This window comes from Novosphingobium sp. (assembly GCF_031417815.1).
GTDB lineage: Bacteria > Pseudomonadota > Alphaproteobacteria > Sphingomonadales > Sphingomonadaceae > Novosphingobium.
In genome coordinates this window covers 23,493-49,936 of the sequence record NZ_JANOWI010000043.1, presented here as the reverse complement: position 1 = coordinate 49,936, position 26,444 = coordinate 23,493, and the positions used below count along the sequence as shown (strand labels likewise).

25 protein-coding genes and 3 tRNA genes are annotated in these 26,444 nt (G+C 63.5%); 21 read left to right on the top strand and 7 right to left on the bottom strand.

Annotation, left to right across the window (positions count from 1 at the left end; translation table 11 throughout):
* Window positions 1–68 precede the first annotated feature (68 nt).
* From secF to yajC, 3 genes are read right to left on the bottom strand one after another with little or no spacing between them, the layout of a single operon-like run.
* Window positions 69–1,058, bottom strand: coding sequence for a protein translocase subunit SecF (gene secF, locus RMN99_RS11160; protein WP_309623394.1), 990 nt, complete (start codon window positions 1,056–1,058; stop codon window positions 69–71).
* A 12-nt stretch (window positions 1,059–1,070) separates the two neighbouring features.
* A complete protein-coding gene (secD, locus tag RMN99_RS11155) occupies window positions 1,071–2,672 on the bottom strand; it encodes a protein translocase subunit SecD (RefSeq protein ID WP_309623393.1) in 1,602 nt (533 codons plus the stop codon).
* Window positions 2,673–2,686: 14 nt separating this feature from the next.
* Window positions 2,687–3,025: a preprotein translocase subunit YajC gene (gene yajC, locus RMN99_RS11150; protein ID WP_309623392.1), complete on the bottom strand. Its 339-nt coding sequence runs from the start codon at window positions 3,023–3,025 to the stop codon at window positions 2,687–2,689.
* A gap of 239 nt (window positions 3,026–3,264) precedes the next feature.
* Here yajC and RMN99_RS11145 point away from each other — a divergent pair.
* Window positions 3,265–3,341 (top strand) — tRNA-Pro (locus RMN99_RS11145).
* A gap of 8 nt (window positions 3,342–3,349) precedes the next feature.
* Here the strand turns inward: RMN99_RS11145 and RMN99_RS11140 are convergent.
* The gene (locus RMN99_RS11140) at window positions 3,350–4,123 is read right to left on the bottom strand and encodes an enoyl-CoA hydratase-related protein (RefSeq protein ID WP_309623391.1); all 774 of its coding nucleotides are present in this window, start codon (window positions 4,121–4,123) and stop codon (window positions 3,350–3,352) included.
* A gap of 86 nt (window positions 4,124–4,209) precedes the next feature.
* On the opposite strand from RMN99_RS11140, the gene RMN99_RS11135 reads away from it, so the two are divergent.
* The 7 genes from RMN99_RS11135 (at window position 4,210) to RMN99_RS11105 (ending at window position 9,807) form a co-directional block, all read left to right on the top strand.
* On the top strand, window positions 4,210–6,093 hold the full coding sequence (locus tag RMN99_RS11135; RefSeq protein ID WP_309623390.1) for a PEP/pyruvate-binding domain-containing protein: 1,884 nt from the start codon (window positions 4,210–4,212) through the stop codon (window positions 6,091–6,093).
* A 68-nt stretch (window positions 6,094–6,161) separates the two neighbouring features.
* Window positions 6,162–6,575 (top strand): holin family protein, encoded by a 414-nt coding sequence (locus RMN99_RS11130; protein ID WP_309623389.1) that lies wholly within the window; start codon window positions 6,162–6,164, stop codon window positions 6,573–6,575.
* An 82-nt stretch (window positions 6,576–6,657) separates the two neighbouring features.
* On the top strand, window positions 6,658–6,963 hold the full coding sequence (locus RMN99_RS11125; RefSeq protein ID WP_309623388.1) for a hypothetical protein: 306 nt from the start codon (window positions 6,658–6,660) through the stop codon (window positions 6,961–6,963).
* Window positions 6,964–7,031: 68 nt separating this feature from the next.
* Window positions 7,032–7,469: a type II 3-dehydroquinate dehydratase gene (locus RMN99_RS11120; RefSeq protein WP_309623387.1), complete on the top strand. Its 438-nt coding sequence runs from the start codon at window positions 7,032–7,034 to the stop codon at window positions 7,467–7,469.
* 98 nt (window positions 7,470–7,567) lie between these two features.
* Window positions 7,568–8,017, top strand: coding sequence for an acetyl-CoA carboxylase biotin carboxyl carrier protein (gene accB / locus RMN99_RS11115; protein WP_309623468.1), 450 nt, complete (start codon window positions 7,568–7,570; stop codon window positions 8,015–8,017).
* A gap of 4 nt (window positions 8,018–8,021) precedes the next feature.
* Complete coding sequence (gene accC, locus RMN99_RS11110) at window positions 8,022–9,371, top strand: acetyl-CoA carboxylase biotin carboxylase subunit (RefSeq protein WP_309623386.1); 1,350 nt, start codon at window positions 8,022–8,024, stop codon at window positions 9,369–9,371.
* 82 nt (window positions 9,372–9,453) lie between these two features.
* Window positions 9,454–9,807 carry a DUF559 domain-containing protein gene (locus RMN99_RS11105; RefSeq protein WP_309623385.1) on the top strand — a complete coding sequence of 118 codons (354 nt, stop codon included), beginning with the start codon at window positions 9,454–9,456 and terminating at the stop codon, window positions 9,805–9,807.
* 76 nt (window positions 9,808–9,883) lie between these two features.
* Here RMN99_RS11105 and RMN99_RS11100 read toward each other — a convergent pair whose 3' ends face one another.
* Window positions 9,884–10,348 (bottom strand): Lrp/AsnC family transcriptional regulator, encoded by a 465-nt coding sequence (locus RMN99_RS11100; protein WP_309623384.1) that lies wholly within the window; start codon window positions 10,346–10,348, stop codon window positions 9,884–9,886.
* 198 nt (window positions 10,349–10,546) lie between these two features.
* Between RMN99_RS11100 and RMN99_RS11095 the strand changes: the two genes are divergently transcribed.
* The 9 genes from RMN99_RS11095 (at window position 10,547) to RMN99_RS11060 (ending at window position 17,755) form a co-directional block, all read left to right on the top strand.
* Window positions 10,547–12,274, top strand: coding sequence for a histidine kinase dimerization/phospho-acceptor domain-containing protein (locus tag RMN99_RS11095; protein ID WP_309623383.1), 1,728 nt, complete (start codon window positions 10,547–10,549; stop codon window positions 12,272–12,274).
* A gap of 69 nt (window positions 12,275–12,343) precedes the next feature.
* Window positions 12,344–13,303: a polysaccharide deacetylase family protein gene (locus tag RMN99_RS11090; protein WP_309623382.1), complete on the top strand. Its 960-nt coding sequence runs from the start codon at window positions 12,344–12,346 to the stop codon at window positions 13,301–13,303.
* Window positions 13,304–13,344: 41 nt separating this feature from the next.
* A tRNA-Ile gene (locus RMN99_RS11085) sits at window positions 13,345–13,421 on the top strand.
* Between the two features lie 23 nt (window positions 13,422–13,444).
* Window positions 13,445–13,521, top strand: a tRNA-Pro gene (locus RMN99_RS11080).
* A gap of 27 nt (window positions 13,522–13,548) precedes the next feature.
* Window positions 13,549–14,004 carry a MaoC family dehydratase gene (locus RMN99_RS11075; RefSeq protein ID WP_309623381.1) on the top strand — a complete coding sequence of 152 codons (456 nt, stop codon included), beginning with the start codon at window positions 13,549–13,551 and terminating at the stop codon, window positions 14,002–14,004.
* A 112-nt stretch (window positions 14,005–14,116) separates the two neighbouring features.
* A complete protein-coding gene (locus RMN99_RS11070; RefSeq protein ID WP_309623380.1) occupies window positions 14,117–15,526 on the top strand; it encodes a DUF1800 domain-containing protein in 1,410 nt (469 codons plus the stop codon).
* Window positions 15,527–15,530: 4 nt separating this feature from the next.
* Complete coding sequence (locus RMN99_RS14400) at window positions 15,531–16,241, top strand: DUF1501 domain-containing protein (protein WP_409035251.1); 711 nt, start codon at window positions 15,531–15,533, stop codon at window positions 16,239–16,241.
* Window positions 16,142–16,675 carry a DUF1501 domain-containing protein gene (locus RMN99_RS14395; protein ID WP_409035250.1) on the top strand — a complete coding sequence of 178 codons (534 nt, stop codon included), beginning with the start codon at window positions 16,142–16,144 and terminating at the stop codon, window positions 16,673–16,675. Before RMN99_RS14400 ends, RMN99_RS14395 begins: the two co-directional genes overlap by 100 nt.
* A gap of 51 nt (window positions 16,676–16,726) precedes the next feature.
* Entirely contained in the window at window positions 16,727–17,755 is a 1,029-nt protein-coding gene (locus RMN99_RS11060; RefSeq protein WP_309623379.1) for a hypothetical protein, read from the top strand.
* Here RMN99_RS11060 and RMN99_RS11055 read toward each other — a convergent pair.
* Window positions 17,742–19,082: a M28 family peptidase gene (locus tag RMN99_RS11055; RefSeq protein ID WP_309623378.1), complete on the bottom strand. Its 1,341-nt coding sequence runs from the start codon at window positions 19,080–19,082 to the stop codon at window positions 17,742–17,744. The two genes, RMN99_RS11060 and RMN99_RS11055, sit on opposite strands and share 14 nt — an antisense overlap.
* 98 nt (window positions 19,083–19,180) lie before the next feature.
* On the opposite strand from RMN99_RS11055, the gene RMN99_RS11050 reads away from it, so the two are divergent.
* The gene (locus tag RMN99_RS11050; protein WP_309623377.1) at window positions 19,181–19,678 is read left to right on the top strand and encodes a hypothetical protein; all 498 of its coding nucleotides are present in this window, start codon (window positions 19,181–19,183) and stop codon (window positions 19,676–19,678) included.
* Between the two features lie 24 nt (window positions 19,679–19,702).
* Here RMN99_RS11050 and RMN99_RS11045 read toward each other — a convergent pair whose 3' ends face one another.
* The gene (locus RMN99_RS11045) at window positions 19,703–21,196 is read right to left on the bottom strand and encodes a sodium:solute symporter family transporter (protein ID WP_309623376.1); all 1,494 of its coding nucleotides are present in this window, start codon (window positions 21,194–21,196) and stop codon (window positions 19,703–19,705) included.
* Window positions 21,197–21,245: 49 nt separating this feature from the next.
* On the opposite strand from RMN99_RS11045, the gene RMN99_RS11040 reads away from it, so the two are divergent.
* The 3 genes from RMN99_RS11040 (at window position 21,246) to ettA (ending at window position 26,443) form a co-directional block, all read left to right on the top strand.
* Window positions 21,246–23,225, top strand: coding sequence for a beta-galactosidase (locus tag RMN99_RS11040; protein ID WP_309623375.1), 1,980 nt, complete (start codon window positions 21,246–21,248; stop codon window positions 23,223–23,225).
* 575 nt (window positions 23,226–23,800) lie between these two features.
* On the top strand, window positions 23,801–24,724 hold the full coding sequence (locus RMN99_RS11035; protein ID WP_309623374.1) for a hypothetical protein: 924 nt from the start codon (window positions 23,801–23,803) through the stop codon (window positions 24,722–24,724).
* Between the two features lie 45 nt (window positions 24,725–24,769).
* Window positions 24,770–26,443, top strand: a complete 1,674-nt coding sequence (ettA, locus tag RMN99_RS11030; protein ID WP_309623373.1) for an energy-dependent translational throttle protein EttA — start codon at window positions 24,770–24,772, stop codon at window positions 26,441–26,443.
* Window position 26,444 lies beyond the last annotated feature (1 nt).

Sequence of the window (26,444 nt, the reverse complement as noted above, 5' to 3'; positions counted from 1 at the left end):
CCCCCGTCAGTCCTGCGGACTGCCACCTCCCCATTTGGCTTCGCAAAATGGAGAGGACCCAGAAGAACTCAGGGGCGTTCCGGGCTTTCGCCGCGGGCGAGCTTTTCCTGCCGGTCCAGCGCCGTCTCGGTCGGCACAAAGCTGGCCGAGCTGACCTTGAGCCAGATCAGGATCGGCGCGGCCATGTAGACCGAACTGTAGGTCCCCACGAAGATCCCCAGCGTGATTGCCGCGGTGAAACCGAAGATCACATTGGGACCCAGCACCAGCAGCGCCAGCAGCGTGATCAGCAGCGATAGCGACGTCACCACCGTGCGGCTCAGTGTTTCGTTGACCGAAAGGTTGAGCAGTTCGGGTACTGGCATGCGGCGGTACTTTTTCAGGTTTTCGCGGATCCGGTCATAAACCACGATCGTATCGTTCAGCGAATAGCCGATCAGCGTCAGGATCGCGGCCACGATGTTGAGATCGAATTCCATCTGGGTCAGCGCGAACATGCCGATGGTCAGCGTCACGTCGTGCAGCAGCGCAAACAGCGCGCCCACCCCGAATTGCCATTCGAAACGGATCCAGATGTAGATCGAGATTGCCACCATCGCGAGGCCGAGCGCCAGCATCCCGGTTTGAAACAATTCGCCCGAAACCTTGCCCGAAACCGAATCCACGCCGTCAATGCGTGCATCAGGGTGCCCCACTTTGATTGCGGCAGTGATCTTGTTGGCCATCTGGTTGGCAAGATCGGGCTGCTGATCGCTGCCTTCGGGCAACTTCATGCGGATCGACACTTCGTTTGGTTTGCCGAACTGCTGCAGGATCGGTTCGCCATAGCCAAGCTTGCCGATGGTTTCGCGCAGATCGCCCACCGGCACGGTCTGGCTTTGCGTGAAGGTCGCGCGGATCATCTGGCCGCCGACGAAATCGACGCCCAGGTTGAGCCCCTTGGTCAGCACCAGCCCGACCGACGCCGCCATCAGCAGCAACGAAATGATGTAGAACGGCAGACGCAACTTCAGGAAGTTGATGTTGGTGTTGTCGGGAACGAGTTTGAGCAGTTTCATCGATCGGGTCCCTTACAGCACCAGCTCGGCCGGGCGCGCACGGCGCAGCCAGCCGGCCACCCACATGCGGGTCAGCGTGACGGCGGTGAACACCGACGTGGCAATGCCGATCGCCAGAACCACCGCAAAACCCTTTACCGGGCCCGAGCCGAAGTAAAACATCAGCACGGCGGCAATGACGTTGGTGATATTGGCGTCAAAGATCGCGCGGCTGGCTTCCTTGTAGCCTACCTCGACCGCCTGGAAGACCTTGCGGCCCCGCGCACGTTCTTCGCGGATCCGTTCGTTGATCAGCACGTTGGCATCGACCGCCGCACCAATCGTCAGCACGAATCCCGCGATCCCGGGCAAAGTCAGCGTTCCGCCAATCCCGGCCATCACGCCCAGGATCATCAGCGCGTTGATGATCAGCGCAAGGCAGGTGTAAACCCCGAAGCGGCCATAGGTGATGAGCATGAACAGCATCAGCGCCATGGTGCCAACGCCCATGGCAATCGCCCCGCTTTTGACCGAATCCGCGCCAAGATCAGGTCCAACCGTGCGTTCCTCGATAACTTTGAGATCGACCGGCAGCGCACCGGAAGCGAGGTTGATGGCCAGTTGTGCGGCAGATTCAGCGCTGAAGCTGCCTGAAATACGGGCCTGCCCGCCCAGGATCGGTTCGCTGATATTGGGGGCCGAAATAACCCTGCCATCGAGGATGATGGCGAACGGCTTGTTGACGTTCTCGCTGGTCAGCTTGGCGAATTTTGCCCCGCCCTGCTGGTTGAACGCGATCTCGACCAGCGGTTCGTTGGTCTTGGGATCGTTGCCCGGGGTTGCCGAGACCAGCTGGTCACCAACAATTCCGCCAAGACGGAACACCGCGAGCGGGATGATCCCGTCCTTTTCGGGACTGGCATAGGGCACAAGCTGCGTGCCCGGCGCGGCAATGCCCTGCGCCCGGTCGGTCGGTGATGCGTTAGTATCGACCAACTTGAATTCCAGTTTGGCGGTTTGCCCCAACTGGTCTTTCAGTGCCTTGGGATCGGACAGGCCCGGAACCTGCACGACGATGCGGTTCTTGCCCTGGCGGATGATGGTCGGCTCACGCGTGCCCATCTTGTCGATGCGTTTGCGCACCACTTCAACCGCCGCACCCATCGCCTGATCGACCGACTGGTTGAGCCCGGCTTCGGTCGGGGTCAGTTCGATCAGCCCGCCATTGATCGCCAGATCCCAATCGCGTTGGCCCGAAAGCCCCGCGCCGGTGGTCAGCGTCTGCAACTGTTCGCGCGCAAAATCGGCCTTGCTCGGATCAATCAGCATGAACGACACTTTGCCGTCCTTGGTCGAAATATCGCCGATCTCGATCTTGTTCTCACCGCGGGTCAGCCGCTGGCGGACCGAATCCTCCATCTGCTCAAGCCGCAGCTTGCGCACCTCTTCGACTTCGGCTTCGAGCAGCAGGTGGCTGCCGCCGGCCAGATCGAGCCCCAGGTTGACTTTGGGATCGGGCAGCATCGCGGGCCAGGGCAGGTTCGCCACGGCAAACAGTGAGGGTAACGCGGCGATCGCGCAAGCCAGCGTGATGAACCACAGCCAGGCCTGTCTCCAGCTAGGGAAATCGAGCATTTTTGCGCTTTCCGTCAGTCGTTGGCTGGTGCCGTGCCGCCCTGCGGCAGGACATCAGCGATCGTCGACTTGAGCGCTTTCACGCGGACATTGGGACCAAGTTCGAGATCGGCATAGTTATCGTCGACCTTGATGACCTTGGCGATGAAACCGCCGCCGGTCAGCACCTGATCGCCCTTTTTGATGCCGCCAACCTTTTTCTGCAGATCCTTCTGCCGGCGCATTTGCGGGCGCAGGATCAGGAACCAGAAAACTGCGGCCATGGCCACCAGCGGGATGAATTGAGCCCAGGCCGGGGGCGACTGGCCCGCGCCGGCTGCGGCGGCAAAGAGGGTAAGGGAAGCGCTGTTCATCGGTAGCTTTCAAACCTTGTTGTGGGCCTATGCCCGGATGCCGGGAGCGATTTCCGCGCGACTAGCAGCAATGCCGGACCTTAGCAACGCGCGCCCCGTTCGCCTCCGACAGATGGCACTTGTTGCCGGGCGATCAAGAGGTGCCTGGCGAATTGGTTTTGCGGCGCTTGCCAACCGCCCGGCGCCTGCCTATAGGCCCGTCCCTGCCCGGCAGCCACGCGCCGCCGAGCCGAAACGGTCGGGACGTAGCGCAGCCTGGTAGCGCATCACACTGGGGGTGTGGGGGTCGGAGGTTCGAATCCTCTCGTCCCGACCAGTTTCCTTCTATCTGCCTTTCCATTCCGGTGTGCGTTTATCGGCAAAAGCGCGCGGGCCTTCGCGTGCATCGGCGCTGTTTTGCCATGCTGTGAACGCCGGGTCCCGCGGCTGCGCGGCCATCGCAGCGGCCACGTCGGCCTTGCCCAACCCCATCTGCACCAAGGCCTTGGAGGCCCGGATCGAGACCGGCGATGCCCTGGCAATATCGGCACACCATGCAGCCGTGCGAGCCGTGAGTTCCGCATTCAATGCCACATCGGTGACGAACCCCATCCGCAGACCGTCGGCCGCGCTGACCCGGCGCGATGACAGGATCATGCCCATCGCCTGCTTGATCGGTACTGCGCGCGCCAGACGGTGCAATCCGCCGCCCAGTGCCACCGCGCCAACCAGCGGTTCGGGCAAGCCAAAGCTGGCGCTTTCGGCAGCAATGATCAGATCGCAGGCCAGCGCCAGTTCGAACCCGCCACCAAGCGCGAGGCCATTGACCGCAGCGATGAAGGGTTTGGGGCAATCGAACCGTTCGACCAGCCCGGCATAGCCATGCGCGGGATAGGGCCTGCGCCCTTCGGCCACGGCTGACTTCAGATCGGATCCAGCGCAAAAGGCCCGGCCCGCGCCGGTGATCACGCAGATATGTTCATCGGCCGCGGCAGCAAACTGACTGAACGCCGCTTCAAGTTCGCCTTGCATCGCGGCGTCGATGGCGTTGAGCACCTCAGGCCGATTGAGCGTGACCGTGCGAACCCCCTGCTTCACATCGACGATAATCGTGTTCATCCCCGGTTCCCTTTCCCTGACGCACGAAAGGTTTCATACTTCGGGTGCGGCGGGAAGTGCCGATGCCGGGAATGGGGGCGGGGAACATGCGCAAACTGTTGATCGGGCTCTTCCTGGTGCTGGCGGCGCCGCTGCTGGCTGCGCCGTCGCAGGTGCCGCACATCACCAGCGAAGCGCAATTTGCCGAGCTTGCCCGCACCAGTCCGGGCGGGCGCTATGCCAGCTTTCCGCAGGTCATGTTCGTGATCGACCGCGCCGCCAAAGGCGGCCCCATGCTGCACTTCGTCAATTCGAAGCAGTATGAATTCCATATCGACTTCGTTCAGCGCACCTATCTTTCGACACAGGATACCAATGCGCTGCTTGATGCGAACTATTCGAAGGACAACCGACGCTTCATCTTCGGATCGGTGCTGCACTATGCCGCACTTGGCCGCTATGGCATCGAGTTTTGGGAAGGCGACGAACTGAACGCCGAAATCCTGACGCTTACCATGGCGCTGGTGCAGCAAAACTTTCCCGCACCACTGGCTTTCAAGCCCAATTCGCAGCACCAGAGCGTGCTCGCCGCCACCATTCCCGGACTTGTGACGATCGACCAGAACGCGGTCTATGCCAGCCGCAGCGAACTGGTGCTCAACCCCGGCAAGGCCACCGGGCGACTGCGGATCATTCCCAAGCTGGACGATGACGTGTTGCTGACTCCCAGCGATATCGTCGTACTGGGTGAAGCGCCGCTGCGGCTAAGCCCGGTGGCGGGGATCGTGACCAACGAATTTTCCACCCCGCTGGCGCACGTCAACCTGCTGGCGAAAAGCTGGAAGGTGCCCAATGGCTATGTCCGCGATGCGGTCAGCAAGTTTGCTCCGTTCGACGGGCAATGGGTGCGGATGGAAGCGGGTGAGACGATCACGATCCGGCTGGCCACCATAAAGGAGATCGCGGCGGCGCAGCGCGTCCAGGCCAAGCGTAAGGTGCGAATTGCAAAGTCCGACCTGACCTTCCGCGCGCTGCCCGCGCTGGGTGATCTGCGCGCCGGCGATGCGGTGCGGGTTGGGTCGAAAGCCGCCAACCTGGGAGAGGTGGCGATCCAGCGCCACCCCGGCAAAGATGATTTCGAAGTCCCGCCGGGCTTTGCCATCCCCTTCGCCTGGTATCAGGATTTTCTGCGCATCAACGGGCTCGACCGCAAGATTGCAGCGCTGCTGGTCGATCCACGGATGCGCAGCGATGGCAAGTATCGGCGTGAGCAACTGGCTGTGCTGCGCGCTGCCTTCAATGCGGGCATGCTGCCAGCCGGTCTGGGCGCAAAGCTCGCGGAGCGGCGCGCGGCGGCGATCGGCGACGGCGGCGTGTTCGTGCGCAGTTCAACCAACAGTGAGGACTTGCCCGGCTTCAACGGAGCGGGGCTTTATTCCAGCGTCCCCAACGTGACCGATCAGGCCGCGCTCGAAGCCGCGGTCAAGGTGGTCTGGGGATCGGTGTGGAACGATGGGGCCTTCGCTGCGCGCGAGGCGGCCGGGATCGATCATCGCTCGGTCATGGCCGGGGTGCTGGTGCAGCAAGGCATGAATGCCGAAGCATCGGGGGTGATGATCACCGAAAACCCGTTCGATCCGAGCGAATGGGGCACGGTGTTCATCAATGCCAAGCGCGGGCTCGGCATCCGCGTGGTCGAAGGGCGGCGGGTGGCCGAACAGCTGCTTTACCGCTCCGATCCCGAATCGATCCAGGTGCTGACCCGCTCGACCGACGACGCTATGCTAAGCTTCGATGCCGGCGGCGGGGTGCGCGAAGTGGCGATCGAACCGGGCCGCATGGTCCTGACCGACGCGCGCGCCAAACGGCTGGCCAAGGTCGGGCGGCGCGTGGCGATCATGTTCGGCAATCGGCCGCAGGATATCGAATGGCTGATGATCGGCGAGACGATCTACATCGTCCAGTCGCGCCCCTATCTGCGGGGCAACTGAGCGGCGATTTTCCTACACGAACTTGTTTGGTTATATTTCACGCTCCACATAACCAAGGAGCGCATATAATGGCAATTCTCGACGCCCTGATCGGGCCGGTCGTCTCGATCATCGACAAGGTCATCCCCAACCCCGCCCAGCGCGACAAGGCCAAGCTGGAACTGCTGCAATTGCAGGGATCGCAGGAGCTCACCGAGATCCAGTCGCGGCTCTCTGCCATCGTGGCCGAAGCCAATTCGCACGATCCGTGGACCAGCCGTGCCCGCCCCAGCTTCCTCTACGTCATGTATATCCTGCTGCTGTGGGCGCTGCCGATGGGGCTGCTGGCGATGTTCAGCCCGGGCCGGGCCCAGGCGATCGCGGCGGGCATGAACGCCTATCTTTCGGGACTGCCCGAGCCGCTCTATGCCCTGTTCGGCACCGGCTACCTTGGCTACACGGCAGCACGCCAGTGGGGCAAGATCGCGGGCAGCGACCGGTAATTACCACGCCCGGCCTGTCCTGGTTAGCTTCGGGTAAGTGTTTGGCGTTATGAACTGGCTCGCGCCATGGGAGAGAACCGCCGTGATCGATACCAAACCGAAGCTTTCCGGAGCGCGCCGCCTGGCCCCGCTGGCCGCGCTGGCGCTGCTGGCCGCCTGCTCTGATCCCAACGCCGCGCTCAACGAACGCGTCGACAAGGCCGAAGCGGCGGCCAAGCGCGCCGAAGAGGCGGCGTTAAAGGCCGAAAAAGCCTTGTCCAAGATCGAGCAACCCAAAGCCGCACCAGAGATGGTCGATGGCGGCCCGCAGCTCACCCCCGAACCGCCCCAGCCGATGGTTCAGGCCGCGCAAGACCAGGCACCAGAAGGTAACGCTCCGGCGCAATAGCGCTTGTGCAGGACGGCGGCGCGGCTAAGGCTGGCGCACCTCCAACTGCCAAGTGGAACAGTTCCGGCGTGACCCAACGCACCGTCCTTGTCCTCAACGGACCCAACCTCAACCTGCTCGGCACGCGTCAGCCTGAAATCTATGGCCATGATACGCTGGCCGATATCGAGGCGCGGCTGGTGGCGCGCGGGGCCGAACTGGGGCTCAGCGTCGAATGCCGGCAAAGCAACCACGAAGGCGTGCTGGTCGATTGGCTGCATGACGCCAAGCTACGCGGGGTCGGCGTGGTTCTGCTCAACGCCGGGGCCTATACCCACACCTCGATCGCGCTGCTCGACGCGATCCTCTCGACCCAGCTCAAGGTGATCGAAGTGCACCTTTCGGACCCCGAAAAGCGCGAGCCGTTTCGCCATTTGTCCTATGTCGGCATGGCTGCGGTAGACTGCGTGAAGGGCCTTGGCCCCGATAGCTACATGGTCGCACTGGAGCGCGCCGCCCAGCTTTAGACTTGCCTCTTTTGGCGCTCCGTCCCATAGGCAATCCCCTGCTTTTGACATATGGGGATCGCATGAGCGAGACAAAGAGCGCGGCCCGCAGCGGCGGCATGAACATCGACAGCAAGCTGGTGCGCGAGCTGGCCGAACTGCTGGCCGAAACCGGCCTCACCGAGATCGAAGTCGAAGATGGCGACCGCAAGATCAAGGTCGCGCGCCAGATGATCGCAGCTCCGGCTGCGGTGCACATGGCCCCGGCTGCTCCCGCCGCAGCGCCCGCGCTGCCATTGCCCGCCGCCGCCGAACCGGCTGCCGTCCCGGTCGATGCGAACGCGCTCAAATCGCCGATGGTCGGCACCGTCTATCTCTCGGCCGAACCGGGCGCTGCGGCGTTCATCACGGTGGGCAAGCAGGTGAATGTCGGCGATACGCTGGTGATCATCGAGGCGATGAAAGTGATGAACCCGATCACCGCCGAAAAAGCTGGGACGGTCACGGCGATCCTGGTCGAAAACGCGCAGCCGGTCGAATACGACCAGCCCCTCGTCGTCATTTCCTGATCCCATGGGCATTTCCCGCATCCTGATCGCCAACCGCGGCGAGATCGCCCTGCGCATTCACCGCGCCGCGCACGAAATGGGGATCGAAACGATCGCGGTGCATTCCACCGCCGATGCCGATGCCATGCATGTGCGGCTGGCCGATCACGCCGTTTGCATCGGCCCCCCTGCGGCCAAGGACAGCTACCTCAACGTCGCGGCGATCATCTCGGCCGCGGAAATCGCCCATGCTGATGCGATCCACCCGGGCTATGGTTTCCTCTCGGAAAACGCGCAGTTTGCGGAAATCGTCGAAAGCCATGGGATCACCTGGATCGGGCCCAAGCCCGAACACATCCGCACCATGGGCGACAAGATCGAGGCCAAGCGCACTGCAGGCGCGCTGGGCCTGCCGCTGGTCCCCGGATCGGACGGCGCAGTCAGCGACATTACCGAGGCCAAGGCGATTGCCGAAAAGGCTGGCTATCCGGTGATCATCAAGGCTGCCAGCGGCGGCGGCGGGCGCGGCATGAAAGTGTGCAACGGCCCGGACGAGCTCGAAACACTGATCGCCCAGGCCGGGACCGAGGCCAAGGCCGCGTTCGGCGATGCCACGGTCTATATCGAAAAGTACCTCGGCAATCCGCGCCACATCGAATTCCAGGTGTTCGGCGACGGCAATGGCGAGGCGATCCATCTGGGCGAACGCGACTGTTCGTTGCAGCGCCGCCACCAGAAGGTGCTGGAAGAAGCCCCCTCGCCCGTGATCAGCCCCGAAGAACGCGCACGGATGGGCGGGATCGTTGCCAAGGCGATGGCAGGCATGGCCTATCGCGGGGCCGGGACGATCGAATTCCTGTGGGAAAACGGTGAATTCTATTTCATCGAAATGAACACCCGGCTGCAAGTGGAACATCCGGTAACCGAAGCGATCACCGGGGTCGATCTGGTCCGCGAACAGATCCGCATCGCCGATGGCAAGCCGCTCTCGGTCAAGCAGGAAGACATCGAATTCAACGGCCACGCGATCGAATGCCGGATCAACGCCGAAGACCCATGGAATTTCACCCCCTCGCCGGGCCTCGTGACCAATTACCACGCGGCGGGCGGAATGAACGTGCGCGTCGATTCAGGGCTTTACGCCGGATACAAGATCCCGCCGTACTACGATTCGATGATCGCCAAACTGATCGTCAAAGGCCGCACCCGCGAAGGCTGCATCATGCGGTTGAAGCGCGCGCTCGAAGAAATGGTGATCAGCGGCGTGAAGACCAGTATCCCGCTGCATCAGGCGCTGATGAACGAGCCCGATTTCATCCACGGCGATTACACGATCAAGTGGCTGGAGGAGTGGCTGGCGGGGCGGGCTGCTTAGGCCAAAGGTCCTCTCCATTTTTGGCGAATGCCACAAATGGGGAGGTGGCAGCCGCCCAAAGGCGGCTGACGGAGGGGTAAAATTGCCACGCAAGCGCCGCAGCGGTGACCTCTCAAAAGCACGCGAACTGCGGCAAAGCATGAGCTTGCCGGAAGTCCTCCTCTGGAACCTGCTGCGCAAGTCACCCAATGGCGTGCATTTTCGCCGCCAGGAGCGCTGCGGCGACTTCGTGCTCGACTTCTACTGCGCCAGACCCAAGGTCTGCATTGAGATTGACGGTATCGCGCATGACATGGGCGATCGTCCTGAGCGTGATAAGCAGCGCGACATTTGGCTGAAGGATCAGGGGATCGATGTTCTGCGCATTCCCGCCACCGATGTGCTTAAATCACCGGAACACATAGCCGAGGCAATCGTGCGCTTTTGCAAGCGTTGAAGACCCCTCCGTCAGTCGCTGCGCGACTGCCACCTCCCCTTTTGCACTTCGTGAAAAAGGAGAGGATCAGTGCCCCCTACTCAAGCGGCACCCCCGGCATCTGCTTCGCCGTGCGGATCGTCAAACTGGTCTTCACACTCGCCACATTCGGCGCCGGCGTCAGTTTGCTGGTCAGGAATTCCTGAAAACTCTGCAGATCCTTGCTGACGATCTTGAGGATGAAATCGATTTCGCCATTGAGCATGTGGCATTCGCGCACTTCGGGCAGATCGCGCATTGCTTCTTCGAACTGGCGCAGCGAATCCTCGGCCTGGCTTTTCAGCGAAACCATCGCGAACACGGTGATTGCAAAGCCCAGTTTCGAGGCATCGAGATCGGCGTGATAGCCGCGGATCACGCCCAGTTCCTCAAGCGCCCTCACCCGGCGCAGGCACGGCGGTGCGGTCAAGCCAACGCGGCTCGCCAGTTCGACGTTGGTGACCCGCCCTTCGTCCTGCAATTCGGCCAACAGGCGCCGATCAATCGAATCGAGATTGGCCATGCATCCACCCTTTAATTGCCGGAAAGGCTGATTTCGGCGCAAGCTTTGGCAAGATTCACTGCCAAGGGAAGCCCGCCGCGCTAATATTATTGTTTATGGCCGCAACTGTCCCGCTTTGCAACGCACCTTTCGCAGCCCGCCACGGTTGGGGACAAGTCTGATAGGCCCCTCGCATGCGCACCTTGCGCAGGGGTAGAAATGGGCATGCAATTTGATGATCGCCTGGCCACGGTGCTGCGCATGCGCGCGGATTCCGCAGCAGTGCGCCGCATTCAATTGCGCCAGCTGGTCGATCTGCTCGGCACCTGCCCCAGCACCGCATATGGCCCCTCGATCGATGCGGCATACGTTCGCCTGAGTGATTTGCAGCGCGATTTGCCGCCTGTGAAAGGCGCGGAATTGCTGCGCGATCCGGCGTTGCGGCTGCGCAGTCCGCGGCTGGTTGCAGCGCTGGCCGGCGGCGATCCGCGCCTTGCCGAAGCCGCGTTGCAGCGCGCCGACCTGAGCGAAGAACAATGGCTGGATCTGATCCCCGCCTTGCCGCCCGAAGCGCGCCAGGCCCTGCATCAGCGGGCCGATCTGGCTCCGGTTTTGCGCGGCCTGCTGATCCGGCTTGGCGTGCGCGGACGCGGCTTGCCCCCGGCGCAGACCGCGGCCGCAGCTGCGCCGGTGATCGAGCCGGTCGGCACCGCAGCAGCCACGCGCGACCCGGCACCACCGCTAGCAAACGACGACGTGTTCATACCGGATGACGGCAACGCCCGCGGCGAACGGATCGGCGCGATCGTCAAGCGGATCGAGGCCTATCGTAAGGCCAAGCAGGTGATCGAGCATGCCCATGGCGATGCGCCGCGCCTGCCGCTGGGCGAGGAACACGTGCTGAGCATTTCCGGCCCGGTGCGGGCTTGTGATTTTGCCACTGACAGCAATGGCCGCATCGTCTGGAGCGATGCCGGCGTCGCGCCGATGCTGGTCGGCCGGCGGTTGGGTGAGGACGGTGGCGTGGCCCGCCTGATCCGGCGCCAGCAGCCGCTGTGCCAGCAGCTGATCACGCTGGCCGGGGCCGAAGCCATCGCCGGCCGCTGGCAAATCGATGCGATGCCGTGGTTCGATCCGCTCGGCGGGCGGTTCATGGGTTATCGCGGGCGGTTGCGGCGGCCGGCGGCGACGCAGGCCGAAATCACTTCGGTGACCCTGCCCGACAGCGAGGCCGACCGGGTCCGCCAGATGCTGCACGAATTGCGCACGCCGGTTAACGCGATCCAGATTGGCGCGGAAATCATCCAGCAGCAGCTCTATGGCCCCTCGCCGCACGAATATCGGGCGCTGGCCGCAACAATTGCGGGCGATGCTGCCAAAATACTTGCTGCCTTCGAAGAACTGGAGCGGCTCGCCAAGCTTGATAGCGGGGCCATCGAACTGGAAAGCGGCGAAACCGATCTGGCCGCAGTGATTGCCGCCACCGCAGCGCAGCTGGGCGCTCACACCAAGGCGCGCGGCAGCGGCTTCGACATCAAACTTGAAACGGCAGCAGCCCTGGTGCCGCTGGCGCCGCTTGAACTGGAACGCGTGGTCTGGCGGCTGCTCGCGACGCTGGCCGGAACCAGCGCACCGGGTGAACGGCTGAAACTGCGTCTGCGCGACAAGGGCGGTGCGGTGCGGCTCGATCTGGCCCTGCCTGCCAGTCTGGCCAAACTTGATGGCAAGGCGCTGTTCGGCGCGGGTCCGGGTGCCGTGCCGCAAGTGATAGCCGCCGGCATGTTTGGCGCCGGCTTTGCGCTGCGCCTTGCCCGGGCCGAAGCGCAGGCCGCCGGGGGCGACCTCAAGCGCAAGGACGACCGGCTCCGCCTGTCGCTGCCGGGGTTGACCAAGGCCGGTCCGGGTCATACCGATGCGGATGAGGGAAGCGATCTGAACGCGGCGTAATCTCTGCGCCAACGGGGGTACATCTTGGCGTCCTTGCGCATATCGGACCTGCCGAGCCAGCCAGAACCCGTGCGTTTTAAGCCTGGCTTTGGCCAGCGTTACCTGCTGACTGTTGATACCGAAGAGGAATTTGACTGGACCAAGCCGCTCGACCGCGAACGGCACACTGTCCATTCGGTCTCGCGACTTGCAAAATTTCAGCAGTTCTGTGAGAGCCAGGGCGTGGTGCCGGTCTACCTGGTCGACTATCCGATCGTTTCATCGCCCGCAGCTGTCGCAATCCTGCGCGATGCGGTAGCCGCTGGAAAAGCCGAAGTGGGCGTTCAGCTGCACCCCTGGGTCAGCCCGCCGCACGAAGAAGAAGTCAACGAACGCAACAGCTTTGCCGGCAATCTTCCGGCCGCGCTTGAACGGGCGAAGTTCACCCAATTGCGCGACAAGATCGCCGAAACGATTGGCGCGGCGCCGCTGATCTACCGCGCCGGGCGCTATGGCGTCGGCCCCAACACCGCCGATATTCTCGCCGATGGCGGGATCGCAATCGATACGTCGGTGCGCGCACGGTTTGATTACAGCGCTGGCGGCGGCCCCAATTTTCGCGACCATCCGGTCCGTCCCTATTGGCTCAACCGGGGACGCGGCCTGATGGAGCTGCCGCTGACCTCGGTCTATTGGGGGCCGCTGCGCCAGTTGGGTCCGTGGCTGTACCCGCAGATGTGGCGCGCGCCGCGGCTGCGCGGCCTGCTGTCGCGGATCGGGCTGCTCGAACGGATCCCGCTGACCCCCGAAGGCGTGACGATCGAGGAGGCCATCCGCGGGATCGATATCGCGCTGGATGAAGGCCTGCCAGTGCTGGTCTTCTCGTTCCACAGCCCCTCGCTGGCCCCCGGATACACGCCCTATGTCCGCAACGAGGATGATCTTGACGCGCTGTACGATTGGTGGCGCCAGGCTTTCGCCTATCTTGCGCGGCGGCAAGTGCGGCCGACGACAGCCAGCGAACTTATCGCAGCCGTCACGCTTGCCTAAGCGCGCGCGCGCCGCTAACCCGCCGCTTGCTTCGCGCGCATGGGCCTGTAGCTCAGTTGGTTAGAGCTGGCCGCTCATAACGGCTAGGTCGCGGGTTCGAGTCCTGCCGGGCCCACCAGCGTAAGAAGCATGAAGTCCGGTCGGGGAGTAGCGCAGCCTGGTAGCGCATCTGCTTTGGGAGCAGAGGGTCGCAGGTTCGAATCCTGTCTCCCCGACCAACTCCTTCTCTTTCGTGGAGTGCGGCAATGGCCGGTGTGTGGTTTGATGAGATGCGCGTGGGCCAGCGGTTCGATCATGCGATCCGCCGTACCGTGACCGAAACCGACAATGTGCTGTTCACCACGATGACGCACAATCCCGCGCAGCTCCACCTTGACGAAGCGTACATGGCGGGGACCGAATTCGGCACCCGGATCGTCAATTCGTGCTTTACGCTGGGGCTGATGGTGGGGATTTCGGTCAACGATACGACGCTTGGCACCGCGGTTGCCAACCTGGGCTGGGACGAGGTGCGGTTTCCCAAACCGGTGTTCGTTGGCGATACGCTCAACATCGCTACCGAGGTGCTGGAACTGCGGACCAGCAAATCGCGGCCCGACGCCGGGATCGTCACGTTCCTGCACCAGGCCTTCAACCAGAAGGGCGATCTGGTGGCGAGTTGCAAGCGTTCCGGGCTGCAACGCAACAAGCCCAAATCCTAGCCGCGCGCTGCCAGCCGGTGCGCGGCAGATAACAAGGCGCGACATTCGATTACACTTTGCGAAGTGACATCGCGTCGCTGGCCTTGCATCCTGCCCGGCACGGATTGGCCAGATGGGAGCAGACACCATGGACGAGGCTGCACGCGCGCTCAGCCGCTTTGGCCTTGGCGGCACCGCCGATCAGGATCGACCCGCCAATCCGGGTGGTTGGCTCGAAAGTCAGTTCAAGCTTTACCAACCCCGCCCATCCGCGCTGGCAGCGGCGCCTGGCACGGCTGCGATGATCGAACTGCTGCGCGATGCCCGCGATGACCGGCGCGAACGCAAGGGCCAGAACCAGGCCGATAGTCCGCAAATGCAGGAGAAGGACGACAATCTGCCTGGCCCGTTCCGTCCGTTGCGCGATGCCTATGTCGAAGCCGCCGGGCTGCGAACCAGCGCTGCCCTGTCCAGTGCGGCCCCGTTCATCGAGCGGTTGGTGCACTTCTGGTCAAACCATTTCGCGGTCTCGATCGACAAGGCGGCGGTGCTGGGGTTGGCGGGGCCGTTCGAATTCGAAGCGATCCGCCCGCATGTGCTGGGCAGTTTCACCGACCTGCTGAGCGCGGCCGAACGGCATCCGGCGATGCTGCTCTACCTTGATCAAGCCGAATCGATCGGGCCTGACAGCCCGCTGGGATCGCGCACCGCGCGGCGCGGCAAGCAGCGCGGGCTTAACGAAAACCTCGCGCGCGAGATACTGGAGCTGCACACGCTGGGGGTGCGGACCGGGTACAGCCAGGAAGATGTCACCGAATTTGCCCGCGCACTGACCGGGTGGACTGTGGGCGGTCTGGCCAAGCAGGCGGCGCTGCGCGGCCCCGGCCCGCAATTCTGGTTTGCTGCGCCGATCCATCAGCCCGGCGCGCGCACGATCATGGGCAAACGCTATCCCCAAAGCGGCGAAGCGCAGGCCCGGGCGGTGCTGAGCGATCTGGCGGTGCACCCTGCCACCGCACGCCACATTGCCACCAAGCTGGCCCGCCATTTCGCCGCCGACGATCCGCCTCCGGCTCTGGTCGCGAAGCTGGAACGGACCTTCCTTGCCACCAAGGGTGATCTGCTCGCGCTCTACCACGTGCTGATCGAGGCACCGGAAGTTTGGAGCGGCGCGGCCAAGTTCCGCAACCCGTGGGACTGGACGCTGGCCGCGCTGCGCGCCTGCGGGATCAAGTCAGTTCCCGGAAAATCGGCCGCCACCACCTTGCAGCAGCTTGGCCAGGCGATCTGGAAGCCGGGCTCGCCGGCCGGATACGATGATACCGCGCCAGGCTGGGCCGGCCCCGATGCCCTGGTGCGCCGGGTTGAAGTGGCGCAGCGGCTGGCACAGCGGATGGGCGGCGCGATCGATGCGCGCGCGCTGGCCCCGCGCCTGCTGGGCGGCGCGCTTTCGGATACGACCGTGCAGGCATTGCAGCGCGCCGAAAGCGGCGAACAGGCATTGGCGCTGCTGCTGTCTTCACCCGAAATGATGCGGAGGTAAGCCGATGTTGCTGCTCGATCGTCGCCGCTTGCTTGCCGCCGGTGCAGCTACGCTGCTGGCCCCGCAAATCGCTTATGCCAAGGCCGATTCCAATCGCCGGCTGGTCTTCGTGATCCAGCGCGGTGCGGCCGATGGCCTCGCGATCCTCGCCCCGACGGGCGACCCGGCCTATGCTGCCCTGCGCGGCGATCTGGCGCGCGATCTGGCCGACTTGCCAAAGCTTTCGGGTATGTTCGCGCTGCATCCGGTGCTGAAGCAAGTCGGCGCGATGTTTGGCGTCAAACAGGCACTGTTCGCGCATGCTGTCGCCTCGCCCTATCGTGATCGCTCGCATTTCGATGCGCAAAACGTGCTCGAAACCGGGAGTGCGCTGCCATACGAGCGGCCGGATGGCTGGATGAACCGGCTGCTGGCGCTGCTTCCGGGCGGATCGGCGCGTGGCCTGGCCATCGCGGCTACGATCCCGACCGCGCTGCGCGGGCCAGTGCAGGTTTCCAGCTATGCCCCACTTCCCTGCCCGATGCCTCGGACGATCTCCTCGCGCGCGTCGGGGCGATGTATGCTGGCGACACACAGCTTCACCCGTTGTGGGAGGAAGCGATGCAGACCCGTGCCATGGCGGGCGATCTTGCCAGCGGCAACATCAAGGGCGCGGCGGCCAACGGCAAGCTGGTCGCCTCGCTGCTTGGGGGCGAAAGCGGCGCGCGGGTGGTGATGCTGGAAACCGGCGGCTGGGATACCCACGCCGGCCAGCGCGCCCGGCTTGGCGCGCAGCTTGGCGGGCTCGATGCGCTGCTCGGTGCGATGAAGGACGATCTTGGCCCAGTGTGGAATGACACGCTGGTGGTGGTGGCGACCGAGTTTGGCCGCACCGCCGCTGCCAACGGCACCGGCGGAACCGATCACGGGACCGGCGCGATGGCCATGCTGCTGGGCGGTACCGTGGCCGGCGGGCGGATTCTGGCGGACTGGCCGGGGCTGGGGCAAAGCCAGCTTTACGAAGGGCGCGATCTCAAACCCACCATGGGGCTTGATGCGGTGATCGGCAGTGCGGTGGCGACGCATTTCGGGCTTGATCCAGCAATGGCGCTGCCGCGGCTGTTCCCGGGCAGCGCCCCGCGCGAAGTGACGGGGCTGATCCGGGGATAAGCAGCGCCGCGGCGCTTGCCGCGCAGTGCGGCAGGCGCGCACAACCGCACCATGCTTGCCCGCCTGCCGCGCCCCTTTGCCGTGCTGTTTGCGCTTGCTTTCGCAGCAGCGTTGGCTTGGTGTTTTGCTGCGCCCAGCCAGGCGATCGTCAAGGCGGCACCGGGCAATTATACCGACATGCAGCTCTACCGCGAAATTGCCGCACGGATGGACAAGGGCGAAAGCTATTACGCCGCGGCCACCGCCCAGCAGCGGCTGCACGATTACCCGACCAAGCCATTCGTCACCGTGCGGTTGCCGACGCTGTACTGGCTGGCACACACATTTGGCTGGTTGCGGCTCGGCACGCTGGAGATTGCCTTGTTGCTGGCCAATGCCGCGTTGTGGCCGCTGGCCATGCCGGGGCCGCTGACCCGGACCGAACGCGGTGCGATTGGCTTTGCGGTGTTCCTTGGCGGCCTTGCCTGCGCATCGCCCGCGCTGACCCCGATGAGCGAAACCTGGTGCGGGCTGCTGATCGGCCTGGCCACCGCGCTGACGCTGTGGCGCAAGGCACCGTGGTGGCTGCCATTGGCCTGTATTGCCGCCGCGCTGACGGTGCGCGAGCTGGCCTTTGCGTTCGTGCCGCTGGCCGCGGCATTTGCATGGGCCGATGGCCGCCGCCGCGAGCTGGTCGCCTGGGGCATGCTCGCCGTGTTCTTTGCCGCAGGTCTGTTTTTCCACGCACAGGCGGTTGCCGGACATGTTCTGCCAGGCGATCTCAGCTCGCCGGGATGGAGCAGCGGGCTTGGCCTGCGCGGGTTGCTGCAGGCCCTGGTCGGCACCACTTTGTTGCAGCAGCTTGCCCGTGGGCCGGCCATGGCGCTTGCCCTGCTACCGCTGCTCGGCTGGCTGGCGCTGGAATGGCGCGCGGGGCGGTTCGTGCTGCTGTGCCTGGCGGGCTATGCGCTGGCCATCGCGCTGTTCCCGCGGCCCGACAATTTCTATTGGGGCTTCCTGCTGCTGCCCGCCTGGGCGGCAGGCCTCGCGCTGGTGCCGCGCGGCGCCTGGCAGCTGGGCCGCGCGATCAGCCGCCGCTGATCGGCCCTGCCTCACCCGCCAGGATCCGCAGCACGATCGCCCAGACCGAAACGTTTTGTTCCAGCTGCGCCGGATCGATCTTGTCGAGCGTATCGTCGGGCGTGTGGTGCAGATCGAAATAGTGGGTGCCGTCCTGATCCATGTCGATCACCCCCAGCTTCTGCGCCGCGATGATCGGTTCGACATCGGTGCCGCCATTGGCCTTGTTCGGGCTGACGACGATGCCCCACGGCGCCAGCGCCGCAACGATCGTATCGCGCAGCGGCTTATTGGTATCGGCCAGATTGAAACCCACGCGCCACACCTTGTCGGCCCCGAAATCGCTTTCCATCGCCGCGCCGTGCGGTTCGCTGGCATGGGCTTTGGCATAGGCCTCGCCGCCGAACCCGCCAATCTCCTCGCTGCCCGCCCACAACACGCGGATGGTGCGCAGCGGCTGGCCGCCCTGCTGCGCGCGCAAGGCGGCGGCGGCCACGATGGCGCAGCCCGCACCATCATCAATCGCACCGGTGCCCAGATCCCAGCTGTCGAGATGACAAGCGATCAGAATGGGCGGCAACGCGGGGTCGCGGCCCGGAAGATCGGCCACCACATTGCCCGATGGCAGGTTGGCTTGCGGATGGCCTTCGAGCACCAGATTGATCGTCATCGGTTTGCCGCTGCGGGCGATCCGCGCGATCAGGCTGGCATCGGGGGCCGAAACCGCGCCGGCCGGAATGGCGCGACTGCCGGCCGGAAAACTGGTCCCGCCGGTATGCGGATCGCGGTTGTTGTCGGTCCCGGCCGAGCGGATCACTGCCGCCAGCGCACCTTTGGCCGAAGCGACTGCCGGGCCTTGCCGCCGGGCATTGCCATAGGGGCCATACCCCGCCCCGTCCTGCGCGCGCTGCATCTGGTTGTCGATAAAGGCGACCTTGCCCTTGAGCGAGCCATCGGGCGCGGCCTTCAGCGCATCGAGGCTGGCGAAATAGACCACTTCGGCGCGCAACCCGCCTTTGGGCGTCGGCACCGAATTGCCCAATGCGGTAATGTGCAGCTTTTGCGGATAGGGCGCGGTCAACTCTGCCGTTTCAGCACCGCGCACGAACCCGGTGATGGTGAAAGGTTCGATATGGACGTTCTTGAAACCGAGAGCGGTCAGCCGGGCTACGCCCCAATCGCGCGCCGCCGCCTCACGCTGGGAACCGGCCAGCCGCGGGCCCACTTCGGTGGTCAGGTCCGCCACGACATCCCAGGCGACGCCCGATCCTTCGGGCATTGCGGCGGGGATTGACGAAGATGTTGCGGAAAGCAGCGCAGCAGTGAGATAGATCACATGGTGTTTCATGTGAGGGTTGGTATATCCTTGTCGGTCGCTTGCCAAGGGACCCGAGTGCAGCGCTGAATGGAAGGGAATCGATGCACCGTACCGACTTCGATATCCGCATGGCCGCTACCAAGACGCGCATTGGGCGCGGGACTGCGATGCTGAGCCTATGCCTGGCCTTGCTGGGTTTCGCGACAAGCAGTACGGCGCAAACCGACAACCGGACAATCGCTTCGGCGCATCAGTTTCTGGCCAGCACCTTGCAAAGCAACAATTCGCGCGTGCTGATGACCGGAGCGATGGAAAACAGCCGAACCAACTTCAAGGCTCCGATCTACAGCTACAGCGGCCAGGGGTGCCAATCTGTCTTGCGCGCCCGCAATCCCCAGACCGGCGCGGAAGTTGTCCGCATAATCGACTGGTCCAAATCCTTCGGGGCGAGTGATCAGCGTTGGGAAAGCGATATGGGCGTTGGTCTGCAAGGAGCGTTCCGGACCGGCCAAGGGGAATATGTCGAATGGATACTCATTCTGACCTATGCAGACATCGGCAGGATTGAGGATGCGATGAATTTTCTGACCGACAAGTGCAACACCACCTCGGCGACCGGCTTTTAATCAAGCCTAACCTGTCTTCGGTTCTCACTTCGCCTCCTTTGGGATCATCCCCTTCCAGCCGACGAACGTTGCCCGCTGCCCCAGCACCAACCGGTTTACTGCCAGCGAGAACAGGATCGAGGCGAACAGCGTCATTACCATCAGATCGATGTAGTGCAGCGATGCCAGCCAGCCCGGCAGGGGCACGACGTTCAGCGTGCCATAGAACAGCACCCCGAAGACTACCCCGGCAACTGCTGAGCCTGCCTTCACCCCGCGGAACAGCAAGGCGACGATGAAGGCCGACAGGATCGGCATCGAGGTCAGCCCGTTCAATTGCTGGAGCAGATTGATGATGCTCTTGGCGTTTTCAAACACCGGCACCAGCAGGATCGAGGTCACGGTCAGCACCGCCGAAACGGTGGCCGAAAGCCGCCAGTGGTCTTTCACCGGGGCGATGAATTTGGTGTGAAAATCCACCGCATAGAGCGCCACCGTGCCGTTGAGGATCGCGGCGGTGTGGGCAATCACCGCCCCTGCCATCATCGCCGCAAAGGCTCCCGTCATCCAGTGCGGCAAGACTTCGAACACCACCCGGCCATAGGCGGCATCATCCACGTCGCCGAACAGCTTGTAGCCGACTACGCCGGGCACCACCACGATCAGCGGCACGATCAGGATCCGCACTGCCGCCGCAGCCAGCACGCCCTTTTGCGCTTCCCTCACCGTTGGCGCGGTCATCGCTTTCTGGGTGATCGGCTGGTTGGTGGACCAATAGAATATCTGGATGAACACCATCCCGGTAAACAGCGTGTGGAACGGGATCGGCGAATCTTTCGCGCCCACCATGCTCAGCCGCTCTGCCGGCACGCCCGAGAAATCCCAGCCGATCGCGTTCAGCGAAAGAAACACCACGAGCATGGCGATGGATAGTACGCCGATACCCGAATAGGTATCCATCACCGCCACCGCGCGCAGACCACCCAGGATGGTGTAAAGCGCCGCGACGACCGCCATCGGCGCCGCAAAATACCACAGCGGCCAATCGACCGCGAACATCGATTTAAGGAACAAGGCCCCCGAATAGAGCGCAGCGGGCATATAGATCAGCACCGCGCCGATCAGGAACAGCGCCGAAATCAGCGTGCGGATGCTGCCCCCGCCATAGCGCTTTTCCAGCAGCTCGGTCACCGTGGTGCAGCCGGTGCGGTAGTAGACCGGGACCATCACCCAGGCGAGGAACATCAGGCCGCAAAACCCCGCCAGCTCCCACCACGCCAGCAGCAGCATCTGGTTGCCGTTCATGCCGACCAGCTGTTCGGTCGACAGGTTGGTCAGCGTGATTGATCCCGCCACAAACAGCCATTTAAGGCCACCGCCCGCCAGATAAACGTCTCTGGCCGATCCATCGTGCGCGGGATGCGCCGCCTTGGTCGTGGTCCGAAAGGTGATAAAGGCAATAAACAGCAGAATAGCTGCGCCGATCAGCAATTGTCCGCCCAGACTGCCCGCCAGTTCGCCCATCATGTTCTCCCCCATTGGTGCCGTGCCTGTTGACCCGGCGGCCAGCACCCTTAGTGCTTTGGCGATGAGCCTAACGCCCAATTCCCCCAGCGACCAGCCCATGCGCCTTGGCGTGTGCTATTATCCAGAACACTGGGATGAAAGCCTGTGGGCGGACGACGCGCGCCGCATGGTCGAAGCCGGGCTCAGCCGGGTGCGGATCGGCGAATTTGCCTGGAGCCGGATCGAGCCCGAACCGGGCCGGTTTGACTGGGGCTGGCTCGACCGGGTAATCGCGGTGCTGCACGCGGCGGGGCTTGGCATTATTCTTGGCACCCCCACCGCGACGCCGCCCAAGTGGCTGGTGGACCAGATGCCCGATATGGTGGCGACCGATCGCCATGGCCGCCCCCGCACCTTCGGATCGCGGCGACACTATTGCTTCAGCCACGATGGGTACCGCACCGAGGCCGTGCGCATAACCGGGGCGGTGTCTGAACGCTATGGCCGGCATCCCGGCGTGGTGAGTTGGCAAACCGACAACGAATTCGGCTGCCACGACACGGTGCTGAGCTATTCGCCGGCGGCAGCACAAGCATTCCGCGCCTGGCTGGAGACGCGATACGGCACAATCGCCGCGCTCAACCACGCCTGGGGCAACGTCTTCTGGTCAATGGAATACCGCAGCTTTGCCGAAGTGGACCTGCCCAATCTGACGGTGACCGAAGCTAATCCGGCGCACTGGCTGGCGTTCCGCCGCTTCTCGTCCGATCAGGTTATCGCCTTTCACCGTGCGCAAGTGGCGGTGCTGCGCGAACTTTCCCCGGGGCGCGACATTACCCACAACGCGATGGGCTTTTTCACCGACTATGATCACCACGATCTGGGCTGGCACTGCGATGTGCTGGGCTGGGACAGCTATCCGCTTGGCTTTCTCGACAGCTTCCCGTTCAGCGAGGCCGACAAGCTGGCCTATGCCCGCCAGGGCCATCCCGATATTGCCGCGTTTCACCACGATCTCTATCGCGGATGCACCCGCGGCGGACGCTGGTCGGTGCTCGAACAGCAGCCCGGCCCGGTCAACTGGGCGCGCTACAACCCTGCCCCGCTTCCCGGCATGGTCCGGCTATGGACGCTGGAAGCCTTGGCCCACGGTGCCGAACTGGTCAGCTATTTCCGCTGGCGGCAGTTTCCCAAGGCGCAGGAACAGCACCACGCCGGCTTGCTGCGCCCCGATAGCGAACCAGCACCCGCGCTGGCCGAAGTGCGGGCTGCGGCGGCTGACGTTGCCGCCATTGGTGCCATTGGCCCGCCGCCGCGCGCGGTTGCGCTGATCTTCGCCTATGATGCCGACTGGATCACCGGTATCCAGCCGCAAGGCGCCGGACTTTCGGCACTGTGGGCCGCCTTTGCCTGCTACACGGCGCTGCGCGAGCTGGGTCTGGATGTGGACATTGTGCCGCCCGGTGCTGCGCTTGATGGCTATGCGTTGTGCGTGGTGCCGTGCCTGCCGCATGTCCCGGAACGGCTGGTGGAAAGCCTTGGCGCGTTCCCCGGCCAGATCGTGATCGGCCCGCGCAGCGGCAGCCGCAATGCCGATTTTGCAATACCCGATGCGCTTCCGCCCGGCCCGTTGCAGGCGCTGTTCCCGGCAAAGGTCGTGCGGGTGGAAAGTCTGCGCCCGGGGCTGGTCCATCAGGGGCAAGGTTGGCGGATCGAGCGCTGGCGCGAGGAACTGGAGACTGCCGCACAAATTGAGCTCGCCGCAGATGATGGCACCCCGGCCAGCTATCGTCATGACCGGGTGCGCTATCTTGCCGCCTGGCCCGAACCCGGTCTGGCCCGCGCAGTGCTGTCCCGTGCGGCACAGGAAGCGGGTCTTGCCTGCCACGCGCTGCCCGAAGGTTTGCGCTTGCGCCGCGCTGGTGAACACACTTTTGCGTTCAACTATGGTGCCGCGCCGACCGTCTTGCCGCAGGGCGTTTGCGGTGAGCTGCTGCTCGGCACGCGGACCTTGCCGCCAGCAGGTGTTGCCGTGCTTGCCCCTGGCGCGCCGGGCGGCTAGAGGGCGCGGCGAATCTTCCGTTCCCGCCTATCCCCAAGAGGACCATCAAGCCGCAAAGCCCGGCCAACTCCCGCAAAACGAGCAGCAGAATCTGGTTACCCTTGTTCCCCAATAAAATTGATCCGAGGAGAGGTTCGTTTACGTAGCCCATCGTGCCGCAAACAGCGACTTGGGCCTCCCAGCCGCCAAATACATATCGCGCGCAGATCCACTTTTCGTCAGATGCCCGGCTTGTGTGGTGGTGCGAAGGTGACATCGGCGATGAAGTCCAGCAGCAGTGCACCGACCAGCTATTGCCCGCCAAGGCTGCCGCCATCTCCCCCGTCGCGCGCTTACCTGTTTCGCAAGCCTGTTGACCCCTTGGCCGTTGCGATTAGTGATTTGTCCGAGAACCTGATGCCCAATTCGTACAGGCAGTCAGCACGTTGTGACGATCAGCCCTTGTTGGAGACCAACGCAACATGCTGAATCTACAAAGCCGAAAGCAAGCATGGCTGGCAATTGTAGCAATTCTGTTCGCATTTATTGCGGTCCTATGGGATGCAGATCGGCTTGATAAATGGCCTGTGCGCAATGTGGCTTACAATGACATTGCCTTGTACCGCGACGTTGCCGCGCAGATCGGCACCGGTGCAGGCTATTACGAAACGACGACCAGGCTGCAGCGGTCGCACCACTATCCCACCCGGCCCTTCTTCACTGTGCGCCACCCGACTTTGGCCTATCTCGCGGCGACATTCGGGTGGGCCAGATTGCAGCAGGCCTTGCTGGCGCTGATGGCGATGGCTGCAGCGGCATGGCTGGTACGGATCGAGCACGCGACCGTGCTCGAACGCGCGGCCGCAATCCTGGCGCTGGTGGCAGGAAGCGCAGCGATCTTCAGCCCGTTGTTAGTGGCCGTGCACGATGTTTGGGCGGGACTGCTGATCTGCCTTGCGCTGGTACTGCGTAACGGGAAAGCATGGTGGCTCGGCTTGGTTGCTGTGGCGGCAGCGATTGCATTTCGCGAGCTTGCAATCTGCTACGGCGTCCTCTCGCTGATCGTCAGCGTGGCAGAACGACGGCGCGCAGAAAGCCTGGCGTGGCTTGGCATTCTCGCCCTCGGCGCTGCCGGAATCGCGCTTCACGCCAGTCTGGTCCACGCGGCAACACTGCCTGGCGATCCCGTGTCGCAGGGCTGGCTGGGCTTGCGCGGTCCAGGTGCGGCGTTTTATGACCTTGCTGGGGTTTCGGTTCTTGCTCTTTTGCCGACCCGCGCAGCGATGGGTCTGGCGCTATTGGCCTTGGTGGGATGGGCCGCCGCACCGGTCGAGCAGCGCACCATCATTCTGCTGTTTCTGGGCGGTTTCATCGTGCTGATCGGCGTTTTCGCCCGGTCACAAAACTTCTACTGGGTGCTGATGACACTGCCGACCTGGCTGATCGGTCTGGCCTTCGTGCCGCGCGCACTTCGCGACCTTTGCGCCGCTGCGCTTGCCCCTCGCCCATCACCCCTGTAGAGGCGCGCCAAACCCATTTCAGCCTATCCCCAAGAGGACCATCAAATGGCCGCGCAGTATGCCTATGTCATGAAGGACATGACCAAGACTTTCCCCGGTGCGCCAAAGCCGGTGCTGTCGAATATCTCTCTGCAGTTCTATCAGGGTGCCAAGATCGGCATCGTCGGGCCAAACGGCGCGGGCAAATCGACGCTGATCAAGATCATGGCCGGGATCGACAAGGATTACACCGGCGAGGCGTGGCCGGGCGAATATATCACGGTTGGTTATCTTGAGCAGGAGCCCGAGCTCGATAACACCAAGACCGTGCTCGAAAACGTCAAAATGGGTGCAAAGGAAACCGCCGATCTGGTCGAAAGGTTCAACCAGATCGGGATCGAAATGGGCGAAGACGGCGCCGATTTTGACGCGCTGGGCGCCGAGATGGGCGACCTTCAGGAAAAGATCGACGCGGTCGATGGCTGGACGCTCGACAACCAGCTTGAAATCGCGATGGAAGCGCTGCGCTGCCCGCCGGGCGACTGGTCGGTGGAAAACCTCTCGGGCGGGGAAAAGCGCCGGATCGCGCTGACCCGGCTGCTTATCCAGAAGCCCTCGATCCTGCTGCTCGATGAACCGACCAACCACCTTGATGCCGAAAGCGTCGAATGGCTGGAAAATCACCTCAAGGAATATGCCGGCGCGGTGCTGATGATCACCCACGATCGCTATTTCCTCGATAACGTGGTCGGCTGGATCCTCGAACTCGATCGCGGCAAATACTTCCCCTACGAAGGCAACTATTCGACTTACCTTGAGACCAAGGCCAAGCGACTGTCGCAAGAGGAGCGCGAGGAGAGCGGCAAGCAGAAGGCGCTGGCCCGCGAGCTCGAATGGATCCGCCAGACCCCTGCCGCGCGCCAGACCAAGAGCAAGGCGCGCGTCCGCAAGTTCGAGGAACTGCAGAACGCGCAGGATAACCGATCGGTGGGCAAGGCCCAGATCGTCATTCAGGTGCCCGAACGGCTTGGCGGCAAGGTGATCGAAGCCAAGGGCCTGACCAAGGCTTATGGCGATAAGCTGTTGTTCGAAGATCTCTCGTTCATGCTGCCGCCGGGCGGGATCGTCGGAATCATCGGGCCCAACGGCGCTGGCAAATCGACCCTCTTCAAGCTGCTGACCGGCAAGGAACAGCCCGATAGCGGTTCGCTCGAAATCGGCTCGACCGTGCGCCTGGGCTTTGTCGATCAGAGCCGCGATGATCTGAACGCGGCCAACAACGTCTGGCAGGAAATCAGCGGCGGGCACGATTACATGACCGTCAACAAGCAGGAAATGAGCACCCGGGCCTATGTCGGCGCGTTCAATTTCAAGGGTGCGGACCAGCAGAAGAATGTCGGCAAACTCTCGGGCGGTGAACGCAACCGCGTGCACATGGCCAAGATGCTAAAGCAAGGCGGCAACGTGCTGCTGCTCGATGAACCGACCAACGATCTCGACGTCGAAACCCTGGGCGCGCTGGAGGACGCAATCGAAAACTTCGCCGGCTGCGCCGTGGTGATCTCGCACGATCGCTTCTTCCTCGATCGGCTGGCGACCCACATACTGGCGTTCGAAGGCAACAGCCACGTCGAATGGTTCGAAGGCAACTTCGCGGCCTATGAGGAAGACAAGCGGCGCAGGCTGGGCGATGCGGCGGATCGGCCGACCAGGTTGGCGTATAAGAAGTTGACGAGGTGAT

Bases quoted from the DNA above. Each gene is read 5' to 3' on its own strand.
- secF (WP_309623394.1), bottom strand. From the start codon at position 1,058: ATGAAACTGCTCAAACTCGTTCCCGACAACACCAACATCAACTTCCTG.
- secD (WP_309623393.1), bottom strand. From the start codon at position 2,672: ATGCTCGATTTCCCTAGCTGGAGACAGGCCTGGCTGTGGTTCATCACG.
- yajC (WP_309623392.1), bottom strand. From the start codon at position 3,025: ATGAACAGCGCTTCCCTTACCCTCTTTGCCGCCGCAGCCGGCGCGGGC.
- RMN99_RS11140 (WP_309623391.1), bottom strand. From the start codon at position 4,123: ATGAACACGATTATCGTCGATGTGAAGCAGGGGGTTCGCACGGTCACG.
- RMN99_RS11135 (WP_309623390.1), top strand. From the start codon at position 4,210: ATGCGCAAACTGTTGATCGGGCTCTTCCTGGTGCTGGCGGCGCCGCTG.
- RMN99_RS11130 (WP_309623389.1), top strand. From the start codon at position 6,162: ATGGCAATTCTCGACGCCCTGATCGGGCCGGTCGTCTCGATCATCGAC.
- accB (WP_309623468.1), top strand. From the start codon at position 7,568: ATGAACATCGACAGCAAGCTGGTGCGCGAGCTGGCCGAACTGCTGGCC.
- accC (WP_309623386.1), top strand. From the start codon at position 8,022: ATGGGCATTTCCCGCATCCTGATCGCCAACCGCGGCGAGATCGCCCTG.
- RMN99_RS11100 (WP_309623384.1), bottom strand. From the start codon at position 10,348: ATGGCCAATCTCGATTCGATTGATCGGCGCCTGTTGGCCGAATTGCAG.
- RMN99_RS11095 (WP_309623383.1), top strand. From the start codon at position 10,547: ATGGGCATGCAATTTGATGATCGCCTGGCCACGGTGCTGCGCATGCGC.
- RMN99_RS11075 (WP_309623381.1), top strand. From the start codon at position 13,549: ATGGCCGGTGTGTGGTTTGATGAGATGCGCGTGGGCCAGCGGTTCGAT.
- RMN99_RS11070 (WP_309623380.1), top strand. From the start codon at position 14,117: ATGGGAGCAGACACCATGGACGAGGCTGCACGCGCGCTCAGCCGCTTT.
- RMN99_RS14400 (WP_409035251.1), top strand. From the start codon at position 15,531: ATGTTGCTGCTCGATCGTCGCCGCTTGCTTGCCGCCGGTGCAGCTACG.
- RMN99_RS14395 (WP_409035250.1), top strand. From the start codon at position 16,142: ATGGCGGGCGATCTTGCCAGCGGCAACATCAAGGGCGCGGCGGCCAAC.
- RMN99_RS11060 (WP_309623379.1), top strand. From the start codon at position 16,727: ATGCTTGCCCGCCTGCCGCGCCCCTTTGCCGTGCTGTTTGCGCTTGCT.
- RMN99_RS11055 (WP_309623378.1), bottom strand. From the start codon at position 19,082: ATGAAACACCATGTGATCTATCTCACTGCTGCGCTGCTTTCCGCAACA.
- RMN99_RS11050 (WP_309623377.1), top strand. From the start codon at position 19,181: ATGGCCGCTACCAAGACGCGCATTGGGCGCGGGACTGCGATGCTGAGC.
- RMN99_RS11045 (WP_309623376.1), bottom strand. From the start codon at position 21,196: ATGGGGGAGAACATGATGGGCGAACTGGCGGGCAGTCTGGGCGGACAA.
- RMN99_RS11040 (WP_309623375.1), top strand. From the start codon at position 21,246: ATGAGCCTAACGCCCAATTCCCCCAGCGACCAGCCCATGCGCCTTGGC.
- ettA (WP_309623373.1), top strand. From the start codon at position 24,770: ATGGCCGCGCAGTATGCCTATGTCATGAAGGACATGACCAAGACTTTC.